This window comes from Paenibacillus caseinilyticus, assembly GCF_027533645.1.
GTDB lineage: Bacteria > Bacillota > Bacilli > Paenibacillales > NBRC-103111 > Paenibacillus_G > Paenibacillus_G caseinilyticus.
Genome location: NZ_JAQAGY010000013.1, coordinates 180,959 through 193,624, shown reverse-complemented (window position 1 = coordinate 193,624; position 12,666 = coordinate 180,959). Strand labels below are relative to the sequence as shown.

The window sequence follows — 12,666 nt, the reverse complement described above, 5'->3', positions numbered from 1 at the left end:
AATAATTTACCAATTGGACAGAGCTACCCTTGAGGAGATCTAGTCCTTTTGGCAGTAAGAGCCGAAAACTTAATTCTGAATATTCCGTCTTTTTAATAGGGTTAAGTTTATGCAACGCTAGTGATACGATGCCGAGATACCATAATCCGCTGGGCACCTCGTACAGCGCGGATACGAGGAAAGCGATCGCCCGTCTGGCCAGCAAATACAACGTGTATATCGTAGAGGACGACTACATGGCCGACCTGGGCGAAGAACGGGGGTTTGATCCCGTCTACGCGTACAACCGGACGTCGCATGTCGTATACTTGAAGAGTTTCTCCAAAATCATCTTTCCGGGCTTGCGGCTCGGCGCGGCCGTACTGCCGGAAGGATTGCTGGAGACGTTCCTCGCCCGCACCAATTCGGACACCTCGCTGTTGTCCCAGGCGGCACTCGAGGTCTACATCAACAACGGCATGTACGAGCGGCACAAAAGCCGAATATCCAGCCAATATACAGCGAGGATTCACAGACTCAATGAGTCCGTGGACCGGCATAAGGATGCGGGCCTGCTGGAACGCTCGGATGTGCGTTCAGGTATTTATGTGCAGTTAAAGCTGCCCCGGACGGTCAATCTGGAGCAGCTGACGAAGCGGCTTGCCGCAAGACATGTCAGTGTAGTGACCGGCAGCCGGTTTTATTTATCGGATTGCCTGGAGCGGGAGAAGTTTCTGAGGATCAGCATCTCGCGGGTGTCCCCGGAGAAGATCGAGGAGGGGGTAAAGGCGATCGTCGAGGAGACGAAGAGGGCCAGTAAGCTAAGCTGTCTTCATACTACCCAAAATAGAGTAACTTAGCCTGTGTTATTTTGCACAGGTTTTTCTTGTTTAGGCAATAATCGGGATAATTACTACTTTTTCATCAACAAACATATAGTGAATTTGACCTACTCGGCTATTCGCTATCATGTATAATTAGATATAGAGACACAAGGATGTATTCGAAAGGTCAATCTTACGTAGAAAGGTGAGGCCTTTCTTGACGATCCTGCTCCGTAGGCGCATAAGATTATTGCCATGGCTGAAATGGAAGACCTATTTGCATTACACAGGGGAAAAGAAGCATGAGTTGAAAAACAGCTTGGTTTTAGCGCAGAGCATGTGGATGCGCTGGCCGATATTCTTACGGTTGCTGAAGCCTTAGAGGAGCATCATCTCGAGAAACTAGAAGCAGTACTACTGCACTACAGAGTTAAAAACAAAACGGGGGTCCTATCTTGAAATTTCGTAATTGCATACTTGCCTCATTCATACTTTTAAGCACGGTCTTCACCCCCGCGGCGCGCGCGGAAGAGCCAGTCCGGGTCTTTGTTAATGATTTTCAGGTGATCTACGATCAACTGCCGATTCTCGACGAGGGCACAACGCTGGTCCAGTTCCGGCCCTCGTTTGAGGAGCTTGGCTTCAAGGTCCAGTGGGATGAAGCAAGCCGATCGGTCATTGGAACGAAGCCAAACACCAAGATTGTACTGCAAATGGATAACGAAACGGTGTACGTAAATGGGGAACCTACTGAACTGCCGGTTGCACCCCGCATCAGCAATGGAGCTGCCTTTGTGCCGATTCGCTTTCTTGGAGAGAGCACGGGTGGGGAAGTGACCTGGGATCCAAAGACGCATCATGTGGTCATCATCCCGACGGATCGGAGTTATCTTGTGTATGAAGAAGTGATCCATCAGAATCTGGAGGGTGCAAAAAAGCTGCTTGAGAGCGGGGCGAGCCCAAACTTTTCATCAAAGAACGATCACAGTTCTAGTTTAGGTGTGGCAGTTTATCTTAGCGATATCCCCATGGTTAAGCTGCTGTTGGAACATGGAGCTATACCTGATATGATTCATCCCCTCGGTATTGAGCAAATCGATATGGCAATACACTATAAAAATCCGGAAGTTGTTAAGTTGTTAATCCAGTACGGGGCTGACCCGCTAAAAGTGGATGATTGGGGGGATACCCTCCTGGCCACCGTAGGCAAGGATCTCAAAAAGGCGGAAACGCCTCAAGATCGAGAAGCACTGGAGGAGATTCGAACAATCCTGGAGTCCGAGTCGTCTATACCCCGGTCTGATCGTTTTGTTAGACGTTACGCTGGGGGGACTTCCATGGAGCCAACCGTATTTGATGGGGACCGATTATGGATCGATAAACAAGGCTATGAGACACATGCGGTAGCCCGGGGGGATTTTGTCCTCTTTGAACCGATTGCCGACAGACTTTACTATAAGCGAATTGTTGGCTTACCTGGAGAGACAATCCGCATTGAGGGAGAGTATCTTTTCATTAATGGTACCCAATCAAAGGACTTCATGTTCCCTGGCAACAATTCGAGTCAAGAGGATCTCACATTGGGAGCCGGACAGTATTATGTAATAGGGGAAAATTACAACAATAGCTTCGACAGCCGTACGGGTCTTGGTCTTGTTCAAGACAATATGATTCTCGGAAAAATCATTCATGTGGAGCATGTGGATCAAAATGTGGATCAATAAGAGGTCGGACGAAAAAGGGCGCTCGTTTCATGAGCAGCCCTTATTTGTATTGCGATTGGTTATAGTCGCCGGTTCGCCCTGGTTTACGCCTTTCCAAAAAGGTTTTGACAGGAAGCGAAGGCGGTGCTATATTCTATATCATACTAATCCGATAAGAATTATAAAAGATGCGGCTGGTACACTGGGGATCGGCTCAGCCGTCAGTTGCGGTCAACGTATTGCGCCGGTCTCCATACACCAAAGAAGGTCTACCAGCCCACTGGAGACGCATTCTTTCCTTTGACAGGGAAGGCGGCGTCTTCTTTTTGCTTGCGGAACAGAGGGGGAAGGGTCCATGAATATAGAAAATATCGAAGCGTTCGTGTATATCGTCCACTTCAACAGCTTCAACAAAGCGGCGGAAGCCCTCTATGTGTCCCAGCCGTCGATCTCCGCACGGATCCAGTCGCTTGAGCGCGAGCTCGATGTCAGGCTGTTCGAGCGGGAAGGACGGCATTTCACCCTGACGGAGAAAGGCAAGCAGTTCCTTCCGTATGCGCAGAATATTCTCAAAACCTACAAGGCCGGCCGGCAGCAGCTGCAGATTACGGAGATGCAGGTCGATGAACTGAGAATCGGCTGCACGCTGTCGGGCGCCAATTATATCCTTCCCGAGGTGCTGCCGGTGTTCAAGCGCAAGCACAGACACATCCGGATCAAGCTGCTCACCGCTCCGAGCGAAACGATCCTCGAGAAGATGCTCAGCAAGGAGCTCGACATCGGTCTTACACGCAGCATGTCGCATCCGGGGATCGAGTCCGAGCCGTATTACGAGGATCCGATCCGGTTGTTCGTCCACCGGAGCCATCCGTTCGCCGGCAAACAGAGCCTGACCATGGAAGAAGTGGGGCGGGAGCCCATCGTGTTCTTCGAATGCGGCTCGCTGGACTGGAACCGGATCCACCGGCTGTTCCAGACGCTCGACTATCCGCCCCGCATCGAGATGCAGATCGATAATCTCGAGACCGCGAAGAAGCTCGTCGCAGGGGGGATGGGCATCTCGTTCCTTCCAGAGCTGTCCGTACGCAAGGAAATCCGGGAAGGGCTGCTGCACCCGCTGGATATGCCGCAGCTGTCCGGCTTGTCGCTGCGCACCCATCTCCTTTCGCTGAAAGGGCAGGGGACGGAGCTCGGTCAATTGTTCCTCGATGTCATCCGGGGTGTGGATCTGTTGCCCCGCTCTGAATAGAACAAATCTATGGAAGCATCGAACAATTCGATCCATTGTTGTCGGGAACGGCGGCCGGTGGTACAGTAAGCGAAGTATTAATCCGACTATACATATTGGAATTAATAAAATGGTCGGCGGAAAAATGGATTCGATCAGGGGAGAGATGGGAATGGGGCTGCTGTTAAGCTTACTGGATCAAAGTCCGATTGCTGAAGGGGAGACGCCGGAAGAGGCGTTCAGGCACACGCTAAAGCTTGCCCGGAGGGCGGAGGAGCTCGGGTTCCACCGGTTCTGGGTGTCGGAGCACCATGACTCCAAGGAGCTCGCGGGCTCTTCGCCGGAGGTGCTGATCTCCTACCTGCTGGCGAAGACGGAGAAGATCCGCATCGGTTCCGGCGGGGTCATGCTGCAGCACTACAGCCCTTACAAGGTAGCCGAGAACTTCGGCGTGCTGGCGTCCCTCGCACCGGGACGCGTCGACCTCGGCATAGGCAGGGCACCCGGCGGGCTCCCGCAGTCGACCAAGGCGCTGCAGTACGGAACAGGCGGAGGCCAGGTGCCGCTGGACGACAAGCTGGAGGCCCTGCAGAAGTATGTGCTGGGGGTGACGGAGCCCGGACACGAGCTCTACGGCGTCCGGGCCGCTCCGGTAGCGGCGCAGCCGGCCGAGCTCTTCCTGCTCGGCGCGGGGACCGACAGCGCTGCGCTCGCGGGTCGGCTCGGCATCCCTTACGTCTACGCGGAGTTCATCAGCGGAGACCCGGAAGGAGCGGCGGCTACCTTCGCCGCTTACCGGCAGCACCTTGGGCAGCGCCCGGAGGTCAAACCGCTGCTGGCCTCCTCGGTCCTCATCGCGGATACGGACGAGGAAGCGTCGCAGCTTGCCGCAGATGCCAAGGTGATCAAAGTTCACCTTGCGAGCGGCAGAAAAGTAACCGTGAAGACCGTGGAGAGCGCCGAAGATTTTGGCCGGCAGTCCGGGGAGAAATTCACCATCGACGTGAAGCAGGCCCAGATTATCCACGGCTCGCCGGATACGGTCCGGGGCAAGCTGATCCAGGCCGCGGAGCGTCACGGACTCGAAGAGATCATCCTTACGCCGTACAACCGGACGTTCGAAGCACGCTTCCGGACGGTGGAGCTCCTGCAAGAAGCATTCGCTAGGCCGCTCACTGCGGCGGCCGAACAACTTACCCCGTAAACTACGAAAGGCGGTATCCTCATGAGCCAACCAAAGGGTCGAAAATTAAAGCTGGGCGCCATGCTGCATGGAGTCGGAAGCAGCATGTCCACCTGGAGGCATCCCGAGCTTCCCTCCGATGCGAGTATCTCTATTGATTTTGTGAAAGAGCAGGCCAGAATCGCCGAGGAAGGCAAGCTCGATCTCGTGTTCATCGCCGACGGGCTCTATATTAACGAGAAGTCGATCCCGCACTTCCTGAACCGGTTCGAGCCGGTAACGATCCTCTCCGCCCTCGGTTCAGTCACCTCCCGGATCGGCGTCGTCGGCACGCTGTCGACCTCCTACAGCGAGCCGTTCACCGTGGCGAGGCAGTTCGCTTCGATCGACCATATCACGGGCGGCCGGGCCGGATGGAACGTCGTCACATCGCCGCTCGAAGGCTCCGCGCTGAACTTCAGCCGCAAGGAGCACCCGGAGCACGCGCTGCGCTATGAGATCGCCGAAGAATACCTGGAGGTCGTTCGGGGCTTGTGGGATTCGTGGGAGGACGATGCCTTCGTCAGGGACAAAGAGACGGGCGTCTTCTTCGACCCGGACAAATTGCACCGGTTGAACCACAAAGGCAAGCACTTCTCCGTAGAAGGCCCGCTGAATATCGCCCGCTCGAAGCAAGGCCATCCGGTCGTATTCCAGGCCGGCTCGTCGGACAGCGGCAGAACGCTGGCGGCCCAGACCGCCGATGCCGTGTTCACCGGACATGATACGCTGGAAGAAGCCCAGGCCTTCTACCGCGATGTGAAGGAGAGAGCCGCCGCGTTCGGACGGCAGCCGGACGACATTCTGATCTTCCCGGGCATCGGGCCGATCGTCGGCCGGACGGAGGAGGAAGCCGAGCGCAAGTACCAGGAAGTGGCGGACCTCGTTCGGATAGAGGATGCGCTGCTGTACCTTGGCCGGTTCTTCGACCACCATGACTTCTCGGTCTATGGGCTCGATGAGCCGTTCCCGGATCTGGGAGCCATCGGAACGAACAGCTTCCGCAGCACCACCGACAGGATCAAGCGGAAAGCCAAGGAAGAAGGGCTCACCCTGCGCCAGACCGCCCTGCAGGTCGCTACGCCCAAGACCAGCTTTATCGGGACGCCGGAGCAGGTGGCGGGCAAGATCCAGGAGTGGTTCGAGCTCGGCGGGGCCGACGGATTCATGATCGGGTCCACCGTACCGAACGGCTTGCGGGATTTCGTGGAGCTCGTGGTTCCTGTTCTGCAGGAGCGCGGTCTCTTCCGTGAAGAATACGAAGCAGACACCCTGCGGGGCAACCTCGGCCTGAAGGTGCCGGAGAACCGTTATACAGCCGCAAGAAACCAAGCGGCCAAGGCCGAGTCCGAGGATGTGCCGGACCAGCCGCAGACCGTATCCGCACCCTAAGAACGACGACCGATAGGAGAGAAGAACCCTCATGAATGTATCTTTCCGCGCATTCCCCCCTGCCGCCCTGGCCCTCTTCGTCCTGCTGGCCGGCTGCGGCGCACCGGCGGCTCCCGAGCAGAAGCCCGCGCAGGGGGCCGCTCCGGCGGCGGCCGCGCCCGTACAGGGCGGCACCTTCACTTATGCGCTCGCGGGCACCCCGAGCGGACTCGATCCGAACGTCGTCCCCGGCGCTGCGGATTACCGGGTCATGCGTTCGCTGTACGACAGCCTCGTCGTCCAGCTGCCCGACAAGACCATCAAGCCTTGGCTGGCCGAGGAGTGGACCGTCTCGGAGGACGGCAAGACCTACACGTTCAAGCTGCGCAAGGACGTGACCTTCCACGACGGTACGCCCTTCAATGCGGCGGCGGTCAAGTACAATTTTGACCGCATCGTCAATCCGGCCACGAAGTCGAGGTTCGCGATCACGCTGATCGGGCCGTACGAATCTTCGGAGGTGATCGACGAGCATACGGTGAAGGTCCACCTGAAGTCGCCTTACAGCGCCTTCCTCAGCTCCCTGGGCCAGGCGTTCCTCGGGATCGTCTCGCCGGCGGCGGCGGAGAAGTACAAGGACCAGCTTGTGAAGAATCCGGTCGGCACAGGGCCATTCAAGTTCGTCAGCTGGACGGAGAACGCGGCCATTACACTGGAGCGCAACCCGGCCTACAAGTGGGCTCCGCTGCTCGCGGAGAACAAGGGCGCCCCTTATCTCGATAAGCTCGTGTTCAAGATCATTCCCGAAGAAGCGACGCGGATCGGCAGCGTACAGAGCGCCCAAGTCTCCGCTGCCGAGACGGTCCCGCCCCAGAATCTCGTCTCGCTGAAGACCGATCCGAACGTGCAGCTTCTGCAGGCGGAAGCCACCGGCATTCCGTATACGCTGATGCTGAACCAGGATCATGCTCCCTGGAATGAGCTCGATGCGAGGAAGGCCGTGCAGCTTGCCATCGACTTGGACGCCATCGTGAAGACGCTGTATCTCGGCACTTATCCGAGGGCTTGGTCGCCGATCACTCCGTCGGTAGCCGGTTACAACAAGGAGCTCGAAGGAACGGTGAAGTCCGATCCGGACAAGGCGAATGCGCTGCTTGACGGGCTCGGCTGGGTCCGCGGGGCGGACGGGATCCGGGAGAAGGACGGGAAGAAGCTGACGATCCACTATGTCGACGGCTCGCCGAACCGGGAGAAGCGCAACGATATCGCGGCGATGATCCAGCAGCAGCTCAAAAAAGCGGGGATCGCGGTGGAAGTGGAGATCACCTCGGATACGACGACGGCCCTCATGGTCAAAGGCTCCAACGATCTGGCGGGTGTCAGCAACGTGTCGGGCGATCCGGATATTCTGCGGAGCTTCTTCCATACGAATGCGATTCCGACCCCGAACAAGTGGGGGCATAACCATACCCACAAATCCGACCCGCAGCTCGACAGCTGGCTGGAGGAAGGACTGCGGGAGCAGGACCCCGCGAAGCGGGAAGAGATATATAAAAAGGTGCAGAAATATGTGATCGACAACGCCTACGGCTTCCCGGTCTATGTGTTCCCTTATACCGTGGCCGCCGGGAAGAATGTCAGCGGGTTCAAGTTCGATTCGCTCGGGTATCCGCTGTTCTACGACGTATCGCTGAAGAGTTCCTGACGAAGGGAGGAAAAGGCTGTGGCTGCCGCTGTTATCCGGAGACTGCTCTCGTCCGTGCTCGTCATTGCGGGGGCATCCTTCCTCGTATTCTTCATCCTGTACCTGCTGCCGGGCGATCCCGTGCTGATGATGCTGGCGGGAACGACCTTTACGCCGGAGGCGGCAGAGAACCTGCGGCGCCAGCTCGGACTCGACCGCAGCGCCTTGGAGCAGTTCTTCAGCTTCGCCGGCGGGCTGCTGCAGGGCGACTTCGGCCATTCGCTCGTCAGCGACGACCCCGTCCTGCCGAAGATTCTCTCCCAGTTCCCGGCGACGGCCGCCTTAACCTTCGCCGGCACGCTGATCGCCGTCATCCTCGGCATCTGGCTCGGCGTCCTCTCGGCGGTGCACCGGGGCGGGGTGATCGACTTGGCGGCACGCCTGATCTCGCTGCTCGGCATCTCCATGCCGACCTTCTGGTCCGGCATCCTGCTCATCCTGATCTTCTCGGTGAACCTGAACTGGTTCCCGGCCCTGGGATCGGATGGCTGGAGTACGCTCGTGCTCCCGGCTGCGGCGCTCGGCCTCGTCGGCTCCGGGTTCATCGTCCGCATGGTCCGCAACTCGATGCTCGAGGTAATGAACGAGCCGTTCATCACGACGCTGCGGGCCAAAGGGCTCTCTGAGCGGCTCGTCATGTACCGGCATGCGCTCCGCAGTGCGCTCATTCCGGCACTGACGATCATCGGCATCCAGATCGGGGAGCTCCTGGCGGGAGCCGTCGTCATCGAGACGGTCTTCTCCCGGCAGGGCATCGGCCGGCTGCTGGCCGGGGCCATTACCGCCAAGGATCTGCCGGTCGTGCAGGGCGTGATTTTCTTTACGGCGGTCGTCTATGTGGCGGTCAACCTGCTGGTCGATCTGTCGTATTCCTTGATTGATCCGAGGGTACGGCGGACGCAATAGATCGTAATCTGTGAAGTGAAGGGAGGAGAAGAATATGAAAAGTGCGGCAGCCGCCCGGAACGTACCGGCCGGTAAGAGGGAGGCGACCCCAAGCTCCGAAGACAGAGCCATCCGCGGCTTCTCCCTGCCGGGGATGCTGTACCGGGGCGCCCTGCTGATTCTGCTGCTCATCGCCGTGTCTGCCATCGTCCCGCAGTGGGTGGCTCCTTATGCGCCGACGGAGATGAATACGGACGCGCTGCTGCAGCCGCCAGGTCTGGCCCATCTCTTCGGCACGGACTACTTCGGGCGGGACGTGTTCAGCCTCGTCGTGCACGGCAGCCGGGATTCGCTGCTGATCGGGCTCGGCTCCGTCCTCATCGGGGGGCTGCTAGGCGGCCTGATCGGGAGCTTGTCGGGGTATGTCGGGGGAGCGGTGGATGCGCTGCTGATGCGGCTTATCGATGTGCTCATGACCATCCCGGGCCTGCTGCTCTCGCTGGCGGTTGCGGCGGCGCTCGGCCCGAGCCTGTTCAATATCGTGCTCGCAGTGAGTATCGCCGCCGTCCCGAGATACGCCAGGGTCGTGCGGAGCCAGGTGCTCAGCATCAAGAGCAGGCCGTTCATCACCGCTTCCCGCTCCATCGGTGCCGGCGGCTGGCATATCTTCGTACGCCACGTGCTGCCGCATACGTGGACGCCGCTGCTCGTGATGGCCACCATCGGCGTAGGCTCGTCCATCCTGTCGGGGGCGGCGCTCAGCTTCCTCGGCCTCGGGGTCTTGAAGGAGGTGCCGGACTGGGGGACGCTGCTGTCGCAGGGCCGGGGCTATCTCACGGTAGCCTGGTGGATCACGACCTTCCCGGGGCTGGCCATCACAGGGCTCGTGCTGGCCGTGAATCTGGTCGGCGACCGGCTGAGAGACGTGCTGGATCCCAAGCTCATGCCCCGCCATCACGAAAGGAGAATGTCCCCATGACCAAACCGCTGCTGGAGCTGGAGCGGATCAGCGTAGATTTCCTGACCGAGGAAGGGCCGGTGACCGCACTGTCCGATCTGTCGCTGCAAGTGCTTCCCGGTGAAACCTTGTGTCTGGTCGGGGAGTCGGGGAGCGGCAAGACCCTGGCCTCCAAAACGGTCATGAGGCTGGTCGAGTTCGAGAACGGCCTCATCAGCAAAGGCAACATCTGGTTCGGAGAAGAGGATGTATCGACTTGGAGCCAGGAGCGGATGCGCTCGGTTCGCGGCAAGCGGGCCGCGATGATTTTCCAGGAGCCGATGGCCGCCTTCGACCCGGTCTTCACGGTCGGGCAGCAGCTCGTGGAAGCGATCGTGCAGCATGGGGACACGTCCGCTCAGGAAGCCTGGCAGCATGGAGTCCATCTGCTCGGACGGGTCGGGATTCCGGAGCCCGAGCTGCGGATGAAGCAGTATCCGGGCGAGCTCTCCGGCGGCATGCTCCAGCGCGCGATGATCGCCATGGCGCTCTCGTGCGGGCCCGAGCTGCTGATCGCCGACGAGCCGACGACGGCCCTCGACGTGACGGTGCAGGCGCAGATTCTGCTCCTGCTGCAGGAGCTTAAGGAAGAATTCGGGATGTCGATCCTTCTCGTGACGCACGACCTCGGCATTGCCGCAGAGATGGCGGACCGGGTCGCCGTCATGTATGCCGGCCGGATCGTGGAGGAAGCGCGGACGGAGGAGCTGTTCGAGCAGCCGCTGCACCCCTATACGAAAGGACTGCTGGCGTCCGTCGCCAGCGGGGACAGCCCCAGGGGCTCCCGGCTCCCGTCTATCGAAGGGAGCATCCCTGCGCTCACGGATCTGCCTGAAGGCTGCCGCTTCCATCCGCGCTGCCCGCACGCCGTGAACCAGTGCCTGCAGAGCGATCCCCCGCTCGCGGTGTACGACGGGGGGCGCCGGACAGCCTGCTGGCGGACGGAAGAGCTGGAGGTGGAGCGGCTGGTCGAACAGGCGCTGGCGGAGGCGGGCCCGGCGCCGGCCCGGCTGCAGCCTGCCGGCGGAGAGGTGCAGGTCCTGCCCGGGCGTGAGGACGCGCCGGAAGATCGCGCTGCCACCCGGCCGCTGCTGTTCGAGGTCAAGGAGCTGCGCAAAGCCTACCCTCTCGGCGGAGGGCTGCTGCGGCGGCCCAAGGGGCGGATCCTTGCCGTGGACGGCGTCTCGTTCACGATCCGGGCCGGCGAGACCTTCGGCCTGGTCGGCGAGTCCGGCAGCGGCAAGTCGACGCTCGGCCGGACCCTGCTTCGGCTGGAGAAGCCGACGGAGGGCCAGGTGCTCTTCGAAGGCAGGGACCTGGCCAAGCTGTCTCCCGCTTCCCTGCGGGAGGCCCGGCGGGGGATGCAGGTCATCTTCCAGGACCCGTACGGCTCGCTGAATCCGCGCTGGACCGTGGGTGAGCTCGTAGGCGAGGGACTGGCCGTCCACGGCACCGCCGCAGGCTCGGAGCGGAAGGAACGCGTGGCGGAGCTGTTGTCGGCGGTAGGACTCCGTCCCGAATGGAGCTCCCGGTACCCGCACGAGTTCTCCGGCGGGCAGCGCCAGCGCATCGGCATCGCCCGTGCCATGGCGCTTCAGCCGAAGTTCATCCTCGCCGATGAGGCGGTATCGGCGCTGGATGTGTCGGTGCAGGCCCAGATTCTGAACCTGCTGCAGGAGCTGCAGCAGAGGGAGGGGCTCACCTACCTGTTCATCGGCCACGGCCTGCAGGCCGTCCGCCACATGTCGGACCGCATCGGCGTGATGTACCTGGGCCGGCTGGCCGAGGTCGCCCCGAGCGGGGAGCTGTTCCGGCGGCCCGCGCATCCTTATACGGCGGCGCTGCTGGCATCCATCCCGCACGGCGACCCGAAACGCAGAGGCCAGATGGTACCGCTGGCGGGAGAGATCCCATCGCCGGCGAGCCCGCCTTCGGGCTGCCGGTTTCATCCCCGGTGCCCGGCGGCCCGGCCGATCTGCCGCGAGGCCGAACCGCCTTGGCAGGAGATCGGTCCGGATCATGCGGCCGCTTGCCACTTTCCGCTGTAACATCCTTTGCCGTAGTACCCGGTCCCCGCGCAAGTGCAGGGAGCACACCAATAATCATACTAAGGAGCTGATGGATATGAGCCACACGGGCATCGATCTCAATGTCTTCGCGGGAAACCTGTCCCGCATCGAGGATAGCGTAAGGGGGCTGACCGAAGAGCAGCTGAGCTGGAAGCCGGCGCCGGAGAAGTGGAGCATCAAGGAAGTGGTATCCCATCTGACGGATCATCTGGTCGTCACCGGCTTCCGTATCCGCCAGATTGTCTCGGAATCCGTACCGCAGCTTCCGGCCTTCGACCAGGACGCGTGGGTGACGGTAATCCGTGCCAACGAAGTGTCCTTGGAGGAACACCTGGGAACGTACGAGGCTTTGCTTGCCGTGAATGTACCCGTGCTGCAGCGGCTTGAGCCGGAAGCCTGGCTGCGGACGGCTGTGAACCCGAGAGGCAAAACCGTGACGCTCGCCGAGCTTCTGGAAGGCTTCTCGAAGCATGTCGGCGTGCATTTGGACCAGATCGAACGCAACAAGCAAGCTCTCGCGCAGGAGGCTGCCCCTTCCAGCTGACGGGGAAGCCCAGACCTGGCGCGCTTTCGGCAGCATGCATGAGAGAGGTTGACCGGGCACGGTCCGGTCAGCCTTTTTCGTCGGTTTTTATTTATAAATG

The 12,666-nt window shown here is 60.0% G+C and carries 9 protein-coding genes and 1 pseudogene; all 10 read left to right on the top strand.

Annotation, left to right across the window (positions count from 1 at the left end):
• Positions 1-125: 125 nt before the first annotated feature.
• A pseudogene (locus O9H32_RS19755) lies at positions 126-839 on the top strand (aminotransferase class I/II-fold pyridoxal phosphate-dependent enzyme); the annotation flags it as partial.
• Positions 840-1,258: 419 nt separating this feature from the next.
• The gene (lepB, locus tag O9H32_RS19750; protein ID WP_269867845.1) at positions 1,259-2,527 is read left to right on the top strand and encodes a signal peptidase I; all 1,269 of its coding nucleotides are present in this window, start codon (positions 1,259-1,261) and stop codon (positions 2,525-2,527) included.
• Between the two features lie 334 nt (positions 2,528-2,861).
• A complete protein-coding gene (locus O9H32_RS19745; protein ID WP_269867844.1) occupies positions 2,862-3,755 on the top strand; it encodes a LysR family transcriptional regulator in 894 nt (297 codons plus the stop codon).
• Positions 3,756-3,906: 151 nt separating this feature from the next.
• Positions 3,907-4,938 carry an LLM class flavin-dependent oxidoreductase gene (locus tag O9H32_RS19740; RefSeq protein ID WP_269867843.1) on the top strand — a complete coding sequence of 344 codons (1,032 nt, stop codon included), beginning with the start codon at positions 3,907-3,909 and terminating at the stop codon, positions 4,936-4,938.
• A gap of 21 nt (positions 4,939-4,959) precedes the next feature.
• Positions 4,960-6,348 carry an LLM class flavin-dependent oxidoreductase gene (locus O9H32_RS19735; RefSeq protein ID WP_269867842.1) on the top strand — a complete coding sequence of 463 codons (1,389 nt, stop codon included), beginning with the start codon at positions 4,960-4,962 and terminating at the stop codon, positions 6,346-6,348.
• 31 nt (positions 6,349-6,379) lie between these two features.
• Positions 6,380-8,032: an ABC transporter substrate-binding protein gene (locus O9H32_RS19730; RefSeq protein ID WP_269867841.1), complete on the top strand. Its 1,653-nt coding sequence runs from the start codon at positions 6,380-6,382 to the stop codon at positions 8,030-8,032.
• An 18-nt stretch (positions 8,033-8,050) separates the two neighbouring features.
• The gene (locus O9H32_RS19725; RefSeq protein ID WP_269867840.1) at positions 8,051-8,977 is read left to right on the top strand and encodes an ABC transporter permease; all 927 of its coding nucleotides are present in this window, start codon (positions 8,051-8,053) and stop codon (positions 8,975-8,977) included.
• A 34-nt stretch (positions 8,978-9,011) separates the two neighbouring features.
• Positions 9,012-9,935, top strand: a complete 924-nt coding sequence (locus O9H32_RS19720) for an ABC transporter permease (protein WP_269867839.1) — start codon at positions 9,012-9,014, stop codon at positions 9,933-9,935.
• Positions 9,932-12,001 (top strand): dipeptide ABC transporter ATP-binding protein, encoded by a 2,070-nt coding sequence (locus O9H32_RS19715; RefSeq protein WP_269867838.1) that lies wholly within the window; start codon positions 9,932-9,934, stop codon positions 11,999-12,001. The genes O9H32_RS19720 and O9H32_RS19715 overlap by 4 nt, the downstream gene beginning before the upstream one ends.
• Before the next feature lie 76 nt (positions 12,002-12,077).
• Positions 12,078-12,566 carry a DinB family protein gene (locus O9H32_RS19710; RefSeq protein ID WP_269867837.1) on the top strand — a complete coding sequence of 163 codons (489 nt, stop codon included), beginning with the start codon at positions 12,078-12,080 and terminating at the stop codon, positions 12,564-12,566.
• The last annotated feature ends 100 nt before the right edge of the window (positions 12,567-12,666 follow it).

Coding starts and splice junctions, on each gene's coding strand:
- O9H32_RS19745 (WP_269867844.1), top strand. CDS start 2,862: ATGAATATAGAAAATATCGAAGCGTTCGTGTATATCGTCCACTTCAAC.
- O9H32_RS19740 (WP_269867843.1), top strand. CDS start 3,907: ATGGGGCTGCTGTTAAGCTTACTGGATCAAAGTCCGATTGCTGAAGGG.
- O9H32_RS19735 (WP_269867842.1), top strand. CDS start 4,960: ATGAGCCAACCAAAGGGTCGAAAATTAAAGCTGGGCGCCATGCTGCAT.
- O9H32_RS19730 (WP_269867841.1), top strand. CDS start 6,380: ATGAATGTATCTTTCCGCGCATTCCCCCCTGCCGCCCTGGCCCTCTTC.
- O9H32_RS19720 (WP_269867839.1), top strand. CDS start 9,012: ATGAAAAGTGCGGCAGCCGCCCGGAACGTACCGGCCGGTAAGAGGGAG.
- O9H32_RS19715 (WP_269867838.1), top strand. CDS start 9,932: ATGACCAAACCGCTGCTGGAGCTGGAGCGGATCAGCGTAGATTTCCTG.
- O9H32_RS19710 (WP_269867837.1), top strand. CDS start 12,078: ATGAGCCACACGGGCATCGATCTCAATGTCTTCGCGGGAAACCTGTCC.